This window comes from Aquabacterium sp. A7-Y (assembly GCF_026153205.1).
Lineage (GTDB): Bacteria > Pseudomonadota > Gammaproteobacteria > Burkholderiales > Burkholderiaceae_C > Caldimonas.
Genome location: NZ_JAPFBW010000032.1, coordinates 13,213 through 31,076 on the forward strand (window position 1 = coordinate 13,213; position 17,864 = coordinate 31,076).

Below are 17,864 nucleotides of genomic sequence, written 5' to 3' on the forward strand. Positions count from 1 at the left end.
GACCAGGTACTGTCCATTCATCCCGTTCGAGGACTGGGACTCGCAAAAAACCGACCCTTGGAAGCCCGCACGCACGAACGTGCACCGGCCCAGCAGGGGCAGCGAGCGATCGGTGATGTGGCCTTGGGGCTTCACAGTGAACTCTCTGGTCGATGGTCGATTGAAATCGGTGAGCCGCAGTCAAGTGCAGCAGCGAATGGGAATGAAACCTCCACAGCCTCTTCCCAGAAAGCTTCGCGCTTGGGCTCGGAGTCGCACAGCCGGATCGTCAGCCGGACATCCCCGGTGTGAAGGCCGAAGACCAAATAGAGGAAAGTCGGAAAGGCCGCGCCCAGCAATCCGTTGACCTGGTCTTTGCGCCAGTCTTCGGTGATGTCGTAAGTTTCGCCCAGGCATAGGTAGCCTTGGCTGTAGCTGGTGTGGAACAGGCCGTCGAAGAGCAGCTTCATGACGGTTCAGGGTGAGAAAGGCGCCGTAAGGCATGTGTCCGAAAGCCGAGGCTCACGCTCCGGCGGTTGCCGAGCCACCACCGCGAAGACGTCCGGCTCCCGGCCGGCGCATGCGTACCAGGCTCTTACCGTGATCACACGCCGTCACCGGAGCGAGGCAAGGGGGTCGCTAAAGTGCCGCCACACCATGAACGCTAGCGAGGGCTGACACGATGACGAGGAGCCGCATCCCCTTGTACCTGCTCGAGGTGGCCTGCGCCGTGGCGCTGGCAGCCTGCGGAGGCGGCGCCGACGACGGCTCGACCGCGGCTCACGCGGCGCAGGGCAGCTCCAGTGCCGAAGCCAGTCGTGACAGTGACGAGGCCGGCAGCAACCCCGAGATCGATGACGCCGCCCGAACGGCCGATACCGAGGTCCATGGCGACGACGAGGACACGGCAACGGCGGCCGATGGCGGGAGCCGTGAGGAGCTTGCGGCCGCCAACGCCCGCGTGCGTCGCCTGATCGCCGATGGCAGGACCGATACCTATACCTTGATCGACCGTGCGCTGGGCGGCCATGCGTCGGAGACGCCCGATTGCGCCCACCCCGGCTTCGGGCCCCACATCACCCAGGCCTTCGACCATGAACTCGGCAAGGCCGCGTTTGTCTTCACCTTGCACGTCGATCCCGACGACGACCGCTGCACCAACGCCGACCGGCAGCGCAACGAGATCAAGGTCTACAGCCCCTCGGACGACTATCTGAAGGGCTTCAACGGTGACACGCTCACCTACCGCTGGCGCTTCAAGCTCGACAAGCACTTTCAGCCTTCGAGGAGCTTCACTCACATTCACCAGATCAAGGCGGTCGATGGCGACGATGGTTCGCCCATCATCACGCTGACGCCACGCGCCGGCCGCCCCGAGCAACTGCAGCTGATCCACGTTGATTCAAAGGGTGAAAGAAAGGTGCTCGCCCATGTGCCGCTTGAGCAGTTCAAGGGCCGCTGGATCGACGCCTACGAACGCATCACCTACGGGAGCCAGGGCAGCTACTCGTTGTCGCTTCGCAATCTCGCCGACGGCAAGGTGCTCTGGCGCCACAGCGCCAGGCTCGACATGTGGCGCGATGGCGCGACTTTCGTGCGGCCGAAATGGGGCCTCTACCGCAGCCTGGACGATCGCGAGGCGCTGCGCGACGAATCGCTGCGCTTCGATCGCTTCTGCATCGCCAAGGGCCAGGACAACTGCACGAAGTAGCGGCCGTCCGGCACAGCGGCAACGCCCCGGTCCGGGGCGTTGCCGCTTATTTCTTGATGAACTCCAGCAGATCCTTGTTCAAACGATCCTTGTGAGTGTCGGTGATGCCGTGCGGCCCCCCGGCGTACTCGATCAGCCGGGCGTTCTTGACCAGCTTGACAGTCGCGCGGGCCGTCGTCTGGATCGGCACGATCTGGTCGTCGTCACCGTGGATGACCAGCGTCGGCACGTCGAACTTTTTCAGGTCCTCGACGAAATTGGTCTCCGAGAACGCCTTGATGGAGTCATAGGTAGCCTTGTGGCCGGCGAGCATGCCTTGGCGCCAGAACGAATCGATCAGGCCCTCGGACGGCTTTGTCCCGGGCCGGTTGTAGCCGAAGAAGGGACCACTGGCGATGTTCTTGTAAAGCTGGGCCCGGTTGTTCAGCGAGTCCGTGCGCAAACCATCGAAGACGTCCATCGGCACGCCGTCGGGGTTGGCTGACGTCTTGACCATGATCGGCGTCACCGCGCCCACCAACACCACCTTGGCCACCCGCCGGGTCCCGTGGCGGCCGATGTAGCGGGCCACTTCGCCGCCGCCGGTGGAGAAGCCCACCAGGGTCGCGTTCTTCAGCTTCAGTGCTTCGATGACGGCCGCCAGATCGTCGGCGTACTGGTCCATGGTGTTGCCGGTCCAGGGCTGCCCCGAGCGCCCGTGACCACGGCGGTCGTGGGCGATCACGCGGTAGCCCTGATCGGCCAGGAACATCATCTGGGCTTCCCAACTGTCCGCGTTGAGCGGCCAGCCGTGGCTGAAGACGACCACCCGGCCGTCCTTCGGACCCCAGTCCTTGTAGTACAGCGGTGTGCCGTCGTTGGCCGCGATGTAGCTCGAGGCGATGGCGGTGGTGCTACCCGCGGCAGCCTGCGCCTGGGAGGCCAAGGCGGCCAGGGCGAGGGTCGAAGCGACGAGAAGCTTGGAGAGGGTGTGCATGTGGATGCTCCGGTTCGATCTGAGGGTTACGGTGTAGTGCGAGGTGCCGGTCGGCAGAACGAACTTTGCCTGGGGATCCCGTACGATATGACTCCTTCCGTACCGAATACTTGATCAGGAGTTCGTCATATGGTGGATCGATTGGCCGCACTGCTGGACCACTTCGCTGTCAGTGCCCGTACCTTCCATGCTGGCGCGCTTTGTGGCATCAACACGCTGGACGCGAGCGAGCCCTTCGGACAGTTGCACCTGGTCCGGCACGGTCAGGTCGAGGTGCGTCACGGTGCGCGCAAGGCCGTGCACATCACACGACCCAGCCTGCTGCTGTACCCGCGACCGATGGCCCATCGCTTCATCACCGACAGGCAGCGCGGCGCCGACTTCGTTTGCGCCCATGTGCAGTGGGAAGGAGGAACGGCCCATCCGATCGCCGCGGCCTTGCCGCCTTTTGTCTGCCTGCCCCTTGAGCAACTGCAGAGCTGCGAGCTGGTGCTTCAGCTGCTGTTTGCCGAGGCCGAGGCGAAACACTGCGGCCGCCAGGCCATGCTCAACCGGCTGTTCGAGGTTGTGCTCATCCAGATCCTGCGTGAGCTGATGCAGCAGGGGCAGGTCCAGGCGGGCATGCTGGCCGGCTTGGCGCATGAGCGATTGCGCCGTGCACTGGTCGCGATGCACGAATCGCCTCAGCGCGACTGGTCACTGGCGGAGTTGGCCGGGGAGGCCGGCATGTCGCGCACCGTCTTCGCCAACGCCTTCCGCGATACCCTGGGATGTACCCCAGGCAACTACCTGCAGTGCTGGCGTATCGGATTGGCCCAGAAACGGTTGCGCCAAGGCCAGTCGCTGAAGCTGATCGCCGCAGAGGTTGGCTATGGCAGTGAGGCGGCCTTGTCGAGGGCTTTCCGCGCGCAGACCGGGATGGGGCCGAGAGACTGGCGAAAGATGGAAGCTGCGGCAAGCCCGGCAAGAGGGTGAGAACCGCTCACGGCGTTTCCACCGCGATCGTCCCTCTCACCGCTTGCTGCGGCCCGGCCAGGCAGGGCCGCAGCAAGCGGTCGAAAAAAGTCCGGTCAAGCTGCGGCTTCTGGCCCAGCCTGGGACTTCGTCTTGGCGGCGTTTTTCTTGGCTTTCGGCGTAGCGGCGACCTTCGGGGCTGCAGCACCTTCACCTGGGGTCGCCAGCTTTTTCTCCAGCGTGGCGATGCGGCGCTCGGCCTTGGCCAGGGCCTGGCGCGTTTCCTCGTGGGCGAGCTTCTCGGCGTCGACTTCGCGTGCCTGCAGGGCCGCTGCCTTCTTGCTCTCGGCTTTCAAGGCCTTCAATTCGCTCCGGGACTTCACCAGTTTCTGGAGCGCTCCGGCCGACATCTCGACCGTCCACTCACCGTCTTTGTCGGTGACGGTGTTGAACTCCACCTTGTCGGCGATGAGGAAGCCGAGTTTCTTCGGCAGCTCCACGCGGCCAGCCTCGATACGAGCGCGATCAATTTTTTTAGCCATTTTGTGCAGACATGGTTTCAGCAAACAGTTGCCGGCGCGAATGGTACATCTTGCCGTCCGTCCGGCTGCTTCGCGGGCCGCCGGGGTCTGCTCGATCTGTCAAACCGTTGCGGTCAGCTCGCGCAGCAGGCGGATTGCCAGGCCGAAGGGCTGCTCCCGCTAGCGAGCTCGAGGCACAGGGACGCCAAGCGACCGCGACATCAGACGCTCGAGCCGGCGGTCGTGGCCGTAGAGGTCGTCGGCGAAATGCGGCCTGCCGTCCTTGGGGTCGATGATGGCGGTGACGTAGTAGACGATCACCGGCACCGGCTGCTTCAGGTCCACCCGCAGCGAGGCCGATCCCGTCATGGCGGCCCGGATGCGCTCGCGCGTCCAGGCGCCGGTTTCGTCGCGCAACACCCACTCGGCCAGGCGCACCGGGTCTTCCAGCCGGATGCAGCCATGGCTGAAGTCGCGCCGGTCGCGGGCAAACAGTCCCTGCGCCGGGGTGCCGTGCAGGTAAACGTTGTGGTCGTTCGGAAAGATGAACTTGACCAGGCCCAGCGAGTTGGCCGGCCCCGGGCGCTGGCGCACCCGCAAGCGGCCCTGGCGGAGCAGGGCCAGATGCTCGGGCGTCGTCTCCACCGCCGGCGCGGTGTCGCCGCTGCCGGCGACCAGTTCCATCTGATGGCGCGCCAGATAGGCCGGGTCGCGCTGCAGGGCGGGCAGGATCTCCTGGCGCAGGATCGAAGCGGGCACGTTCCAGTAGGGCCGGAAGATCAGATAGCGCATCTCCTCGGTGAAGATCGGGGTCTGCGTCTTCAGCGCGCGCCCGACGATGACGCCCATTTCCAGCGGCGGCGGTTCGCTCGTCGCCGGGGATGGCGAGGCCCAGAGCCGGAACATCGGGATGTTCACCGCGATGAAGGGACGAGCGCCGAGGTGCGGCAGCCAGCGCAGCCGTTCCAGCGCGAGCTCGATCTGGCGCACCCGCGTGGCGAGCGGCACGTTGAGGGCGGCCTGCGTCGTCCGACCCAGCACGCCGTCGGTCGCCAGGCCGTGACGGGCCTGGAAGCGCTTCACCGCCTCGACGAGTGTCGGCTCGTAGACCTGCGTCGGCGGGCCTTCGGACGGTGTGGGCGCGAGGTCGCCGAGCAGGCGCAGGCGCCGCTGCAGCACCGCCGCGTCGGCATAGCGATCGCCCGGCCGCACCGGTGGCGAGGACGGCAAGCTTTCGTCGGCAGCCTCGGCGACGATCGTGCGGTAGTGCGCCAGCACGCTTCGCAGCTGGCGGTACTGCCACAAGGGCGGCGCCATGCCGGCCACGGCGGCGCCGAGGCGCCGCTCCCGCAAGGCGGTGTCGAGCAAAGCCGCGAAGTCGTGTTCGTGATCGCGTGAGGGCAGGCGGAATCCGAGCGACTTCGCGGCCACCCGGCCAAAGTGCAGGTGGCGCAGGTAACGCAGCATGCCGAGGCTCAGCTCGAGATCCCAGGTGGCCAGTCGGTCGGGTGCGGGTGCGGTCATCAGGTTCTCGGTGCCCCGGCCCAGGGCTTCGGCGTGGTAGTCCTCGGGGGCTAGGCCTTCGGATCGGGCGGCACCGAGCAGCGCGAGGGCCTCGCTGGCCTCGAGGCTGGGGCGGCCGGACGCGTCGAGCCAGCGCAGGCGATAGCCGTCGGGCCGGTAGAGCCGCTGCAGTTCCTCGTGTTCGCCGGGTGTTGCATCCAGGGGTGGCGGGCTCGACTGCAGCCGCTGCCGCAGCGCCTCGCCGGGGCCCTCGGCCCAGGCCGTCGTGGCCGGCGCCGAGCCTGCGGTCGCGGCAGAGGGATGCCCCGATGCCGGCACGAGGGCCGTGACCAGGGCGACGAACAGCAGGCCGCGAGCTGCGAACGCGCGCCGGCCGATCCACCGCCTCGACGGCGGGGCCGGTGTGCGGGGAAACGCCGGGCTGCGATCCTTCATGAAGGTGTCCTTGGGGCTGCGGGGGCTGCCGCGATTCTCGGCGTGTCGCCGCTTCGCGCCTTGATCTGGCGCAAGCGCTCGGGGCGGGGTGGGCGCTCGCTGAACGCAGGGCGCCGGTGGGTCTGCGGCGCGGGGGCCGCGGCTGCCTTCCACACAATTTCCAGGAAGCTTGTCTACAGTCGCTGCCAGCGGTCGGCGGCTTGGCGCCCGCCGGTGCCGACCTCTCGCAGACAAGGAAACCCATGAAACGGCTCACCCACTTCGCCCTCGTCCTGTTCACCTGCAGCCTGGCCTTCGTGTCGTCTCTCGGCGCCGCCCAGGACGGGCCGCTGCGACAGCGGCTGAAGGAGCGCTCGGCCCAGCGACAACTCCAGGCGGCCGGCCGCGATCTCGGGGCCGAGGCAGAGGCCGAGGCCCAGCTCGCGATCACGACGCCGGGCGACCACAGCTTCACGCTCCGGCACGACGGCCTGGAGCGGAAGTACCGTGTGCACGTCCCGGCTAGCTACAACCCGGCGGTGCCGGCCCCGATGTTGGTCGCCTTGCACGGCGGCGGCGGCAACATGGACTACCAGGCCGACGACGAGCGCTACGGCCTCATCACCAAGTCGGAGCAGGAAGGTTTCGTCGCGGTCTTTCCCAACGGCTACAGCAAGCGGAGGAACGGCGGCCTGGCGACCTGGAACGCCGGGGAGTGCTGTGGTGCGGCACGCGACGACGGGGCCGACGACGTCGGTTTCATCCGCAAGATGGTCGCCAGGCTCACCCGCCAGATGAACATCGACCGCGAGCGCATCTATGCCACGGGCATGTCCAACGGCGGGCTGATGTCCTACCGGCTGGCCTGCGAGATGTCGGACGTGTTCAAGGCGATCGCCGCGGTGGCCGGCACCGACAACACGCGCCGCTGCGCGCCGCAACATCCGGTCGCCGTCCTGCACATCCATGCCTTGAACGACCCCAATGTGCTGTTCAACGGCGGCGCCGGACCGGGCGGTCCGTACGACGAATCCCAGGTGACCCACTTCACGTCGGTGCCCGACACGGTCGCCAAATGGGTGGGATTGAACGGCTGCCACACCGCGCCGCGTCGTGTCCTCCAGAAGCCGGGCGCCTACTGCGAGCTGTATGCGCCGTGCCAGGGGCGGGCGCAGGTCCAGCTGTGCGTCACCGAGACCGGCGGTCATTCCTGGCCCGGTGCCCAGAAAACCCGCCACGAGCCGGCGTCGCAGGCCATCTCGGCCAACGACGTGATGTGGGACTTCTTCAAGCGCCGCTGAGCGCCGAGGAAGCCGGCACACGGTCGTGCGCCGGCCCGGGCTCACCGGGCCGGGGCCTTATCTCGGGTAGAGCAGCAGGCCGTAGGTGCGGTACAGGTCCTGGTCGGAGTTCGGCGGCCCCGTCTGCGCGGTCAGGCCTCCCTGCACCTTGACCCACACCAGGTGGTTCGCCCGGTCCTGCCAGACCCGGTCACCGGAGGAGGCGAGCATTTCGGCATGGCTGTTGGCCGGGGTGAAGCGCCGCACGTAGTCGGGCCGTGTGTCCGGGCCCCACGACTTCGGCTCCGCACGGTTGCCCCAGGACGTGAGGTAGCCGGTCGCGTCGACCGAGCCGTCGAAGCTCACGGCCAGGACGAAGGCGTCGGTGCTGCGGAAGACATTGGTGATGCTGAGCTCGATCGAGCGCGGCAGCGGCCGACCCGGGAAACGCAGCACGTAGCGACCGCCGTTGCGCGCCGCGAAGTGACGCATGTGGCCCAGCATGGTCGATGTGGTGCCGTCAGCCACGCTCCAAGTCCCGAGCGTGTTGCCCGCGCTGTCCAGCCGTGTCGCTTCGATGGGTGAGCTGAAGCTGTAGTCGCTCGGATCGAAGTCGGTCTTGTAGCTCTGGACGCCGTAGTACTCGCCGTCGCAGCTCCTGCCGTTTTTGCCGGCCGGCTCGACCCATCGGCAGTTGGCGCCCGCGGTCAGGAAGGGCAGGTCATAGACCCAGTAGTTGCCCCGGGGACCCCAGTAGCCGTGCGGATCCCACAGCGCACCGGCGTAGGTCCAGTGGCGCCGGTTGAGCGGCTGGCCGTCCATGTGGGGCGGCAGCGTGCGGTAGCCCGGCGAGCTGTTGATCAGGCGGTTGTTGGCGTTGCGCGCCGGCCCCTTGTCGACGCCCATCAGGTAGTAGTCGTCTGTCTTGAACACACCGCTGGACTTGCCCTCGACAAAGGGGAAGTTGACGGCGGTGTTGTCGTGCATGTTCAAGGCCGAGTGGTAGCTCGCGAAGGCGGCGGGCGGCTCGTTGGACGGATACGGCGTCCTGTCGTTGAGGCTGGTGCCGATGACCAGGGCGCGCATCAGGTCGCCGGACTGCACGGCGCCGGCGAAGTGCGTGCCGACGTTGTCGGCCGTGACCCATTCGACATACTGCGGGTTGACCGCACGGTTGCGGTAGGCGCCGCCCAGGTTCTTGTAGGAGGTGATGCGCTTGAGCGTGAAGGGCAGGCGCGGGCCGCCGTCGGTGCCGTCGGCGGTGGGGATGTAGTAGTTCCCGGTCACATTGCCGGCGGCATCGATGGGCACGTGCTCGAGCAGGATGCCCGAGGCCCGCGCGCTGTGCCCGGTGTTGTTCTCGAACTGGCCGTGCGCCAGGCGGTCGGGCCGCAGCGGCACGCGGGCCGACAGCCCCAGCGGCCGGGGCGGAAAGGCCATCCAGAAGCCGTTGCCCGCGGCGTCGCCGGCGAGGTTGTTGCGCACGGTGTTGTCGGGGTTGGTCAGCCAGAAGCCGGACGGCCCGGCCTCGTGGATCTCGCCTTCGTGCACTTGCAGCCGGCGCGCGGCCGGCGGGGCGCGCATCGTCAGTGCGAGATTGCCGTCGAACACATTGCGGCGTTCCACCGCGTCTTCCAGGAAAAAGGCGTGGCCGGCGATGTCCTGGCAGATGTTATTGAGCACCTGCACGCCGTTGGTCCCGTGGACCACGATGCAGCGCTGCGCGGAGTTCCACACGCTGCTGTTGCGGATCACGTGGCCGCTGGCGTCGCCCAGCGCCTGGCCCTGCTCGTTGTAGCTGAGCATGTGCCAGTGGAAGGGGTAGCGGCCGACCGTGCCGGCCTGGCCGGCGCGGCGAATCTCGACGCCGTCGACCACCACCTTGGACGCGAGGTTCATGATCATCACGTGCACGCCGAAGCCGCTGTTGCGCCAGGCCTCATCGTCCGGTGCCTGAATGACGATGTTGCGGCTGAGATTGCCGACGGCCGCGCGCTCGTCCAACTCGGTGGGGGCCGGGCTCGCCGGCGGTGTGTAGGCCGGGTCTTCCGAGAGGCTGATGCCGGTGGCGGTGACGTACTGCAGCTTGCCCCAGCGGAACTTCGCCAGTGGCGTGCCCAGCGTCAGCTGCTGGCCGTTGGCGGCCGACACCGTGAGGCGCTCGGTGGCGGTTTGGCCGTAGTAGTCGGTCGGTGCGACCGCGATGGTGTCGCCCGGTCGCCAGCCCGACAGGGTGTCCTGGAGCCTCAGCGCGGTGGCACCGGCGTCGGCATGGTCGCCCAGCCGGGTCCAGGCGGGCCGGGGCGCTGCGCCATGGATTTCCAGCCGGCCGCCGCGCACGTTGATCCCGCGCGAGACGCCGTCGTTGGGTGTCGTGGGCGCGCCCGTCAAGGTGATGGTGGCCTGGTGGGTGTACGGCGCTGCGGCCGTGCCGATCTCCAGCGCACCGGTGACGTCGATGTATCCCGCCGTCAGCGCGACGTTCTTGCGTGCGAAGCGCAGCGTGCCTTCGACATGCAGGCTGGCAAGCCGGGGTGTGTCGATGTCCAGCGTGATGACCTTGCCCGCGGGGATCACCACCGGGGCGCCGGCCGGCGGCAGCGTGCCGCCCCAGGTGCTGGGGCTGGACCAGGGGAGGGACCCGTCGACGACGGGCTGAGCGGGTGTCGGTGTGGGGGCGGGTGTGGCGGGTGAGGGGGTCGTCGGTGCAGGGCCGGCAGGGGCGGGTGTTGCGGGTGCCGGTGAGGGGCCGGCTGTGGTCGCCGGTGGATCTGCCGACTGGCCGTCACCGCCTCCACCGCAGGCGCTCAGGACTGTCGCCAGGAACAGGGCCGTCAAGGTGCCCGGAATCCGGGACCGCTGTGGCGCGGGTGCCGCTGAAATCATCATGCCCTCACTCCGTGGTAGTGCTGTTGGGTGGCGCCGCACAACCGCGGCGCCCCGGCCTGTTTCTTTCGCCCGAGAGGCTCGGGCGATGGCGGCCTGCCGTGTGCGATGCGATTGCATCGGCCCGGCGAAACAGCGTCAATGGGACCGCGAGCAACCTGATGTAAAGATTGCCCTTGCGTCTGCATGCGCTGCGGAACCTTCAGGGTCCTGCGGGCGCCGCCTCCGCGACGGCCCAAAGGCCGCGAGCGGTACGGCACTGCTGGCCGTTCCAGTCCTTCTGGCAGGACTCGCGGATCAGCCCGCACATGGCCTCGCCGCTCGCACGCAGCTCACGGTAGGTCTTCGCATCGATGGCGCCGACGCCGGCCACGAACACGATTTCCGCGCTGGCGCTCACGGAAGGGCCGGACATCACGCTGCAGGCGCTCTTCAGCATGGCGGCCATGCAGGCCTGCTCCATGCGCGCCAATTCCTCGGCATTCACCTGGTCCTCGGCCGAGCGGGCGCCACAGCCGGCGAGAAGGAGGGCGCTGACGAGCGCAGCGGCGACAGGGAGGCGTTTCATGGCGGAAGGTCGGGGCTGGAAAGGGCCGAGGGCTGGCAGCTCATGGCAAGCCGAGCACAACATGGGTCAGTTGGATCCGATGTGAACATCGGAAGAGGAGGGCACGGACGGGGGCCGGGATGGGCGGTCCATCGCGAGGTGCCGGCGGTCCTTCGAAAAAACTGCAAACCGCTACAACATCTTGAAGCGGACCGAGGCCATGGGGATTGCGGCAACCGGTGGCTCTCCCCTAGATTCACGGAGCGGCTGCTTTCCGCTGGCCGTTGGGAGCGTGGGTATGACTTTCGTTCGCAAACTGCTTGCCGTCTTCACGGTACTCGGGGCCTTCGCGGCGCACGCGGACGTGCGTGTGGACGCATCAGGGGTGAACAACACCTACCCCTTTGATCTCGGCGAGAACGAGTGGTCGCGGATGCGCTACCAACAGCTGTATGCCGCCGAGGCTTTCCGCTCGTCCTCTCCCCTGACGATCACCGGGCTGCGCTTCGCGGTGGCGGAAGACGGTTTCGGCAGACCCTTTGATGCCGTGCTGGACAGCCTGGTCATCAGCCTTTCGACCTCCGACAAAACGCCGTCTTCTCTGTCGACCAGCTTCGCGGAGAACCTCGGACCGGACGCCGCTGTCGTCTTCGAAGGGCCGATTCGCCTGAGCAGCCGAGGCCCCGGGAACGCTCCTCCGGTGTTCGATGTTGTCATCCCGTTCAAGCGCAGTTTTGTCTACGATGCAGCGGCCGGCGACCTGCTGCTCGACATTCAGAACAACAACGACGTCATCACGTCCCCTTTCCGCGCCGGGTTCACGCCGCTGCTGGGCCGCGTGTACGGTGAGCCCGGCAACAGCTGGGTGGACGCCGGCTACGGGCTGGCCACCGAGTTCGTGACCACCGTGGTGCCTGAACCGCAGAGCGACCTCATGGTGGGACTGGGTCTCGCCGCCATCGCCACCGTGGTCGCCCGCCGTCGGCCGGCGGCTCGGCAAGCCGTGTAGCGGGGCGTCGCTGCCCATCCACTGGGCGGCCGGCTGGATGCCCTCATGACCCGTTGGGCGTCGCCCTGCACCATCACCCAGCTTACCCTTTCATTCGGCGCGATCAGGGAACGCGTCTGCGGGCGCCCGGGGCGATGACATGCCGCCGCCTGGGCCGGCAGACGCGCTGCAGCGCCGCTTCGGGAAGGACAAGGCAATGGCACTCCAGACTCAAGTGGCTGCCCGGGACAGGCGCCAGGACAAAACGGCCAAGCGCCGGCTCTGTGCCACACGGTGCTTGTCCTCGCTTGCCGTGTTCCTCGGCGCCTGCGGTGGTGGCGGTGACGACATGAACGGAGGCGGTGCGCGGGGGCCCTCGTCGGCGATGCCTGGCGGCACCCTGGAGCGTGTCGCGATCGTCCGCCCGGGACCGTCCAACACCGGCGTGCCCGCCGGCACGCAGCTGGTGCCCAGCGGCCCGCTCAGGATCACCACGCCGGACCAGGTGATCGACCGGCTCGACGTCGCAGGGTGCGTCAACGTGATGGCGCCCCGGGTGAAGATCCGCCGCACGCGCATACGATGCGGTTCGTACTACCCGGTGCGGGTGTTCGACGGCGCGAGCCTGACGATCGAAGACAGCGAAATCGACGGCAGTTCGGCCGCTGGCAAGGCGACCTCGGGCATCGCCTTTGGCAACTATGTGGCCCGGCGCGTCAACATCCACGGCACGGCGGACGGGGTCAAGGCGCAGGGCAATGTGCTGCTGGAACTCTCGTGGATCCACGATCTCTACCTCGCTCCCGGCGATCACGCCGACGGGGTGCAGTCGACGGGCAACAGCACCAACGTCACGGTGCGGAACAATTTCATCGATATCCTGGACCACGGCAGAGGGCACGGCGGCAACCCCAACAGTTGCTTCCAGGTAGGGACCGAGCAAGGGGGCAACTCCAACTGGACCATCTCGGGCAACTGGCTCTATGGCGGCGGCTGGGTGATCAATGTGAATTCGGGCCCGGGGACGAACGACCGCATCATCAACAACCGGTTTGGGCGTGGCGTCTTGCCCTCGGGCCAAAGGTACCCAGTCCATGGGCCGATGGTGTTGTACGGCGACTGGACCAAGTCCGGCAATGTGTGGGACGACACCGGAACGCCGGTGGCCATTGCACCGGCGCAGCCCTAGGGGGGCTGGCCGGTGTGCTGCTGGCCGGTGTTCAAGCCGAGGACCCGGCCTTCGATCTCGATCACATTTGGACAAGGTTTTCTTCCGCAAATCCGGCGCCGCCGACCTTCAGGTTTTGCCTCACTGGGAATGAGTTCTGCTCGCACTCCCGGGTGTGCTCCGCATATTCTCGGCGCCGGCAGCAGGAGCACGTCATTGGCTTGCCAGCGCAGAAAGGAGATCTCCATGAAGGTCCATGAAGCGATGACGAGCGATGTCCTCCTCGTCAGCCCCCAGCAGCCCATCAGCGAGGCCGCCCGGATGATGGCGGACCGCGACATCGGCGCCTTGCCTGTCGGCGAAAACGACAGGCTGGTGGGAATGATCACTGACCGGGACATTGCCGTGCGGGCCGTCGCCGAAGGGTTCGGCCCGGACACGAAGATCGCGGAGGTGATGTCCCGCGAAGTGAAGTACTGCTTCGAGGATGACGACCTCGACGATGTGGCGTCGAACATGGGCAAGATCCAGGTTCGGCGCCTGCCGGTGCTGAGTCGCGAGAAGCGACTGGTGGGCATCGTGGCCGTCAGCGATCTCGTGCAGGGCCAGGACGCGAGGGGCATCGGCAAGGCAGTGGCCGGCATCTCCACGCCGGGCGGCGCGCATTCACAGACGGCGCACTGAAGATTCAGGGTGCCCGGCCACGTGCCGGGCACGATCCCCGACCGGCCGCGACGCCAGGTCAACCCACAAAAAAGCCCCGCGAGGCGGGGCTTGATCTCCCGGCAGGGGCGTTGAGGAAAGACCCCCGACCGTTCCCCTGCTGCTTGTCGTCGTCGATCAGGCAATCACGCGCTTCGGTGCGGTGCGGACGTGGGTCGCATAGAGCGTCAGCCCGGTGAACGAGAGGCCGCCGACCAGGTTGCCCAGCACCGTCGGGATCTCGTTCCAGATGATGTAGTCCATCATCGAGAACTTGGCGCCCGTCAGCAGCCCGAACGGGAACAGGAACATGTTCACCACCGAGTGCTCGAAGGTCATGTAGAAGAACAGCATGATAGGCATCCACATGGCGATCACCTTGCCACCCACGGTGGTGGAGATCATCGCACCGACGACGCCCGTCGACACCATCCAGTTGCACAGCATGCCGCGGATGAAAAGCGTCAGCATGCCGGCCGCACCGTACTCCGCGTAGCCCAGCGTGCGCGACTCGCCGATGACCGAGATGGCCGCGCCGACCTTGCCCGGGTCGGTGCTGAAGCCGAAGGTGAAGACGATGGCCATGAGCAGCGCGACCGTGAACGCGCCCGCGAAGTTGCCGATGAAGACCAGCCCCCAGTTCTTGAGCACTCCGCCTACCGTGACGCCGGGCCGCCGGTCGATGAGCGCCAGCGGTGTCAGCACGAAAACGCCGGTGAGCAGGTCGAAGCCCAGCAGGTACAGCATGCAAAAGCCTACCGGGAACAGGACCGCGCCCAGCAGCGGCTGCCCCGTCTGCACATTGATCGTGACCGCGAACACGGCTGCCAGCGCCAGGATGGCCCCGGCCATGTACGCGCGGATCAAGGTGTCGCGCGCCGCCATGTAGATCTTGGACTCGCCGGCGTCGACCATCTTGGTGACGAATTCGGAAGGAACGAGGTAGGCCACTTTGTTGTCTCTCTCTCAGTAGGGATCTAGTTCGGGTTTGCCGCGGGCACCAGGGGTCAGACCGCCACGAGGACGGTGTCGTTCTCGATGCGCACCGGGTAGGCGGTGACCGAGTTCTCCGGTGCTTCGAGGCATTCGCCGCTTTGCAGGTCGAAGTGGTGCTTGTAGAGGGGCGATGCGACGACGATGCGCTCGCCCACGTTGCCCACCAGGCCGCGCGACAGCACGCTGGCCTTGGCGTTCGGGTCGAAGTTGTCGATCGCGTAGATCTCGCCGCGGCCCTTCACATGGAACACCGCCACGTGGCGCTTGTTGACCAGCGCGCACACGCCGGTGTCGGGAAGGATGTCGTCGATGGAGCAGACGGGGCTCCACTGGGGGGCGTCGTTGCGGTTCATGGTGTGGCTCCTTCTCGGTCGGGACGTTCAGGCAGGTTGATCGGCGAGGTCGCGGGCCGCCGCAGCGCGCTCTTCGGGCGCGGCCGGGCGGATCTGCCCGCGCTCTTCCACGAAGATCACGTGATGGTCGGGCTGGTCGCTGTTGACGAACTGGCGGAAGCGCTTGCGCACCTCCGGGTTGGTGACCGCGGTTTTCCACTCGCAGGCATAGGTGTCCACCACGTGCTGCATCTCGGCCTCCAGCTCGGCGGCCAGGCCCAGCTTGTCTTCGACGATCACCTCCTTGAGGTAGTCCAGCCCGCCTTCCAGGTTCTCGCGCCACACGCTGGTGCGTTGCAGCCGGTCGGCGGTGCGCACATAAAACATGAGGAAGCGGTCGATGTAGGCGATCAGCTGCTCCTTGCTGAGGTCGGAGGCGAGCAGTTCGGCGTGGCGCGGTTTCATGCCGCCGTTGCCGCAGACATAAAGGTTCCAGCCCTTGTCGGTGGCGATCACGCCCACGTCCTTGCCCTGGGCTTCGGCGCATTCGCGGGTGCAGCCCGACACGCCGAACTTGATCTTGTGGGGCGCGCGCAGGCCCTTGTAGCGGTTCTCCAACTCGACCGCGAGGCCCACGCTGTCCCCCACGCCATAGCGGCACCAGGTGGAACCCACGCAGGACTTCACGGTGCGCAGCGACTTGCCGTAGGCGTGGCCCGACTCGAAGCCGGCGGCGATCAGCTCTTCCCAGATCGACGGCAGCTGCTCGACACGCGCACCGAAGAGGTCCACGCGCTGGCCGCCGGTGATCTTCGTGTACAGGCCGTACTTCTTGGCGACCTGCGCCACGGCCATCAGGCCGTCGGGCGTCACCTCGCCGCCGGGCATGCGGGGCACGACCGAGTAGGTGCCGTCCTTCTGGATGTTGCCCAGGAAGTAGTCGTTGGAGTCCTGCAGCCGGGCATGGTCCTGGTTGAGGATGAAGTCGTTCCAGCACGACGCGAAGATGCTGGCCGCCACCGGCTTGCAGATGTGGCAGCCCAGGCCCTTGCCATGGCGGGACAGCAGGTCGTCGAAGCTGCGGATGCCCTCCACCTTGATCATGTGGAACAGCTCCTGGCGCGAGTAGGCGAAGTGCTCGCACAGGTGGTTGTTCACCGCCAGGCCGCGCTTTTTCATCTCGACCTTCATGATCTGCGTCACCAGCGGAACGCAGCCACCGCAGGACGTGCCCGCCTTGGTGCAGCTCTTGAGCTCGCCGATGGCCGTGACGCCGTTGCCCACCGCCTCGCAGATCTGGCCCTTGGAGACGTTGTTGCAGGAGCAGATCTGCGCCGAGGCCGGCAGTGCATCGGGGCCGAGCCCGGGCTTGGCCTTGCCGTCGCTTTGCGGAAGGATGAGGAATTCGGGCGACTCGGGCAGGTCGATGCCGTTGAGCATCATCTGCTGCAGCGTGCCGTATTCGTTGGCGTCACCCACCAGCACGGCGCCCAGCAGCTTCTTGCCGCACTCAGAGACGACGATCTTCTTGTAGACCTGCTTGCGCTCGTCGCTGAACTGGAAGGAGCGGCTGCCGGCGGTGGCGCCCATGGCGTCGCCGACGCTAGCGACGTCCACGCCCATGAGCTTGAGCTTGGTGCTCATGTCGGCACCCTTGAACTGCGCGGACTCGCCGGCCAGATGGCGCGCTGCCACACGGGCCATGTCGTAGCCGGGCGCGACGAGGCCGAAGATCTGGCCGTTCCACAGCGCACATTCGCCGACGGCGTAGATGTCGGGGTCGCTGGTGAGGCAGTGGTCGTCGATCTCGATGCCGCCGCGCGGGCCGAGGGTGAGGCCGGCCTGGCGTGCCAGCTCATCGCGCGGGCGGATGCCGGCGGAGAACACCAGCATGTCGGTTTCGAGGTGCGTACCGTCGGCGAAGACGAGACGGTGGCGCGCCTGCTCCCCGTCGACGATCTGCACGGTGTTCTTCTGCGTGTGCACCTGCACGCCCAGGTCCTCGATCTTCCGGCGCAGCATGGCGCCGCCGGCGGCGTCGACCTGCAGGGCCATGAGGCGGGGCGAGAACTCGACCACGTGGGTCTGCAGCTTCATGTCGCGCAGCGCCTTCGCGCATTCCAGGCCCAGCAGGCCGCCGCCGATGACCACGCCGCTCTTGGAGCGCGCGCCGCATTCGAGCATGGCTTCGAGGTCTTCGATGGTGCGGTAGACGAAGCAGTCCGGGCGGTCCTTGCCCGGCACCGGCGGCACGAAGGGGTAGGAGCCGGTGGCGATCACCAGCTTGTCGTAGCTCAGGGTTTCGCCGCTGCCGACGGTGACGGTCTTGGCCGCGCGGTCGATCGCGGTGGCGCGGGCATTGAGCTGGAGCACCACGTTGCCGCGGTCGAAGAAGCCGGGCTCCACCAGCGACAGTTCGTCAGCCGACTTGCCGGAGAAAAATTCCGACAGGTGGACGCGGTCGTAGGCCGGGCGCGGCTCCTCGCAGAGCACGCTGACGTGCGCGCCTTGAGGCATCGCTTCCTGCAGGCTCTCGAGAAACTTGTGGCCCACCATACCGTGGCCGATGACGACGATCTTCATGGAATGACTTGTCCTAATGCGGGGGGACGGGCGGATTCGCCAAGGCCGGGGCACAGGTCGAGACGGCGCCCTGCGGTGAGGACGTGCAACGGCTGCGCTGAGCCTGAGGCAAAGGGACCCGGCGGGACCAGCATCGGAGCACCTCGTTGTGTCGGGGCCGCACTTCGGCGTGCGGCGTGATGCTGATCACGAGGCGGCACGCGGGGGCGCGCCCGGCTCGGGTGGATCCCTTACTGCAAGGCCTGTGCCAGACGCGGCGGGGCACCGCGGGGCATCCCCGGGCGCGTTGGCGCGTCCATTTGA

At 67.2% G+C, this 17,864-nt stretch carries 15 protein-coding genes; 6 read left to right on the forward strand and 9 right to left on the reverse strand.

Annotation, left to right across the window (positions count from 1 at the left end; all coding sequences use genetic code 11):
- Positions 1-131: 131 nt before the first annotated feature.
- Positions 132-449, reverse strand: a complete 318-nt coding sequence (locus tag OOT46_RS24070; protein ID WP_265406171.1) for a hypothetical protein — start codon at positions 447-449, stop codon at positions 132-134.
- A gap of 212 nt (positions 450-661) precedes the next feature.
- Between OOT46_RS24070 and OOT46_RS24075 the strand changes: the two genes are divergently transcribed.
- Positions 662-1,690 carry a heparin lyase I family protein gene (locus OOT46_RS24075; protein WP_265406172.1) on the forward strand — a complete coding sequence of 343 codons (1,029 nt, stop codon included), beginning with the start codon at positions 662-664 and terminating at the stop codon, positions 1,688-1,690.
- Between the two features lie 46 nt (positions 1,691-1,736).
- Here OOT46_RS24075 and OOT46_RS24080 read toward each other — a convergent pair whose 3' ends face one another.
- The gene (locus OOT46_RS24080; RefSeq protein ID WP_265406173.1) at positions 1,737-2,666 is read right to left on the reverse strand and encodes an alpha/beta fold hydrolase; all 930 of its coding nucleotides are present in this window, start codon (positions 2,664-2,666) and stop codon (positions 1,737-1,739) included.
- 129 nt (positions 2,667-2,795) lie between these two features.
- Here OOT46_RS24080 and OOT46_RS24085 point away from each other — a divergent pair, with 129 nt between their 5' ends.
- Complete coding sequence (locus OOT46_RS24085) at positions 2,796-3,641, forward strand: AraC family transcriptional regulator (protein WP_265406174.1); 846 nt, start codon at positions 2,796-2,798, stop codon at positions 3,639-3,641.
- 95 nt (positions 3,642-3,736) lie between these two features.
- Here the strand turns inward: OOT46_RS24085 and OOT46_RS24090 are convergent, their stop codons facing one another.
- Positions 3,737-4,162: a hypothetical protein gene (locus tag OOT46_RS24090; protein WP_265406175.1), complete on the reverse strand. Its 426-nt coding sequence runs from the start codon at positions 4,160-4,162 to the stop codon at positions 3,737-3,739.
- 159 nt (positions 4,163-4,321) lie between these two features.
- The gene (locus tag OOT46_RS24095; protein WP_265406176.1) at positions 4,322-6,100 is read right to left on the reverse strand and encodes a L,D-transpeptidase family protein; all 1,779 of its coding nucleotides are present in this window, start codon (positions 6,098-6,100) and stop codon (positions 4,322-4,324) included.
- A gap of 242 nt (positions 6,101-6,342) precedes the next feature.
- Between OOT46_RS24095 and OOT46_RS24100 the strand changes: the two genes are divergently transcribed.
- Positions 6,343-7,380, forward strand: coding sequence for an alpha/beta hydrolase family esterase (locus OOT46_RS24100; RefSeq protein WP_265406177.1), 1,038 nt, complete (start codon positions 6,343-6,345; stop codon positions 7,378-7,380).
- 57 nt (positions 7,381-7,437) lie between these two features.
- On the opposite strand, the gene OOT46_RS24105 is transcribed toward OOT46_RS24100, so the two are convergent.
- Together OOT46_RS24105 and OOT46_RS24110 are read right to left on the reverse strand one after the other, a co-directional pair.
- The gene (locus OOT46_RS24105) at positions 7,438-10,248 is read right to left on the reverse strand and encodes a G8 domain-containing protein (protein ID WP_265406178.1); all 2,811 of its coding nucleotides are present in this window, start codon (positions 10,246-10,248) and stop codon (positions 7,438-7,440) included.
- A gap of 199 nt (positions 10,249-10,447) precedes the next feature.
- Positions 10,448-10,813 (reverse strand): hypothetical protein, encoded by a 366-nt coding sequence (locus OOT46_RS24110; protein WP_265406179.1) that lies wholly within the window; start codon positions 10,811-10,813, stop codon positions 10,448-10,450.
- 181 nt (positions 10,814-10,994) lie between these two features.
- On the opposite strand from OOT46_RS24110, the gene OOT46_RS24115 reads away from it, so the two are divergent.
- From OOT46_RS24115 to OOT46_RS24125, 3 genes are all read left to right on the forward strand, one after another.
- Positions 10,995-11,801 (forward strand): PEP-CTERM sorting domain-containing protein, encoded by an 807-nt coding sequence (locus tag OOT46_RS24115; protein ID WP_265406180.1) that lies wholly within the window; start codon positions 10,995-10,997, stop codon positions 11,799-11,801.
- A 277-nt stretch (positions 11,802-12,078) separates the two neighbouring features.
- Entirely contained in the window at positions 12,079-12,969 is an 891-nt protein-coding gene (locus OOT46_RS24120) for a hypothetical protein (RefSeq protein WP_265406181.1), read from the forward strand.
- Positions 12,970-13,194: 225 nt separating this feature from the next.
- Complete coding sequence (locus OOT46_RS24125) at positions 13,195-13,632, forward strand: CBS domain-containing protein (RefSeq protein ID WP_265406182.1); 438 nt, start codon at positions 13,195-13,197, stop codon at positions 13,630-13,632.
- A 156-nt stretch (positions 13,633-13,788) separates the two neighbouring features.
- Here the strand turns inward: OOT46_RS24125 and OOT46_RS24130 are convergent, their stop codons facing one another.
- The 3 genes from OOT46_RS24130 to nirB are packed head-to-tail and all read right to left on the reverse strand — an operon-like array spanning position 13,789 to position 17,561.
- Positions 13,789-14,601 (reverse strand): formate/nitrite transporter family protein, encoded by an 813-nt coding sequence (locus tag OOT46_RS24130; RefSeq protein ID WP_265406183.1) that lies wholly within the window; start codon positions 14,599-14,601, stop codon positions 13,789-13,791.
- A 56-nt stretch (positions 14,602-14,657) separates the two neighbouring features.
- Positions 14,658-14,999: a nitrite reductase small subunit NirD gene (gene nirD, locus OOT46_RS24135; protein WP_265406184.1), complete on the reverse strand. Its 342-nt coding sequence runs from the start codon at positions 14,997-14,999 to the stop codon at positions 14,658-14,660.
- A gap of 27 nt (positions 15,000-15,026) precedes the next feature.
- Positions 15,027-17,561: a nitrite reductase large subunit NirB gene (nirB, locus tag OOT46_RS24140; RefSeq protein WP_265406185.1), complete on the reverse strand. Its 2,535-nt coding sequence runs from the start codon at positions 17,559-17,561 to the stop codon at positions 15,027-15,029.
- Between the last annotated feature and the right edge of the window lie 303 nt (positions 17,562-17,864).

Excerpts from the sequence above, each read along its gene's own strand:
- OOT46_RS24070 (WP_265406171.1), bottom strand. The coding sequence starts at position 449 with ATGAAGCTGCTCTTCGACGGCCTGTTCCACACCAGCTACAGCCAAGGC.
- OOT46_RS24075 (WP_265406172.1), top strand. The coding sequence starts at position 662 with ATGACGAGGAGCCGCATCCCCTTGTACCTGCTCGAGGTGGCCTGCGCC.
- OOT46_RS24080 (WP_265406173.1), bottom strand. The coding sequence starts at position 2,666 with ATGCACACCCTCTCCAAGCTTCTCGTCGCTTCGACCCTCGCCCTGGCC.
- OOT46_RS24085 (WP_265406174.1), top strand. The coding sequence starts at position 2,796 with ATGGTGGATCGATTGGCCGCACTGCTGGACCACTTCGCTGTCAGTGCC.
- OOT46_RS24090 (WP_265406175.1), bottom strand. The coding sequence starts at position 4,162 with ATGGCTAAAAAAATTGATCGCGCTCGTATCGAGGCTGGCCGCGTGGAG.
- OOT46_RS24095 (WP_265406176.1), bottom strand. The coding sequence starts at position 6,100 with ATGAAGGATCGCAGCCCGGCGTTTCCCCGCACACCGGCCCCGCCGTCG.
- OOT46_RS24100 (WP_265406177.1), top strand. The coding sequence starts at position 6,343 with ATGAAACGGCTCACCCACTTCGCCCTCGTCCTGTTCACCTGCAGCCTG.
- OOT46_RS24105 (WP_265406178.1), bottom strand. The coding sequence starts at position 10,248 with ATGATGATTTCAGCGGCACCCGCGCCACAGCGGTCCCGGATTCCGGGC.
- OOT46_RS24110 (WP_265406179.1), bottom strand. The coding sequence starts at position 10,813 with ATGAAACGCCTCCCTGTCGCCGCTGCGCTCGTCAGCGCCCTCCTTCTC.
- OOT46_RS24125 (WP_265406182.1), top strand. The coding sequence starts at position 13,195 with ATGAAGGTCCATGAAGCGATGACGAGCGATGTCCTCCTCGTCAGCCCC.
- nirD (WP_265406184.1), bottom strand. The coding sequence starts at position 14,999 with ATGAACCGCAACGACGCCCCCCAGTGGAGCCCCGTCTGCTCCATCGAC.
- nirB (WP_265406185.1), bottom strand. The coding sequence starts at position 17,561 with ATGAAGATCGTCGTCATCGGCCACGGTATGGTGGGCCACAAGTTTCTC.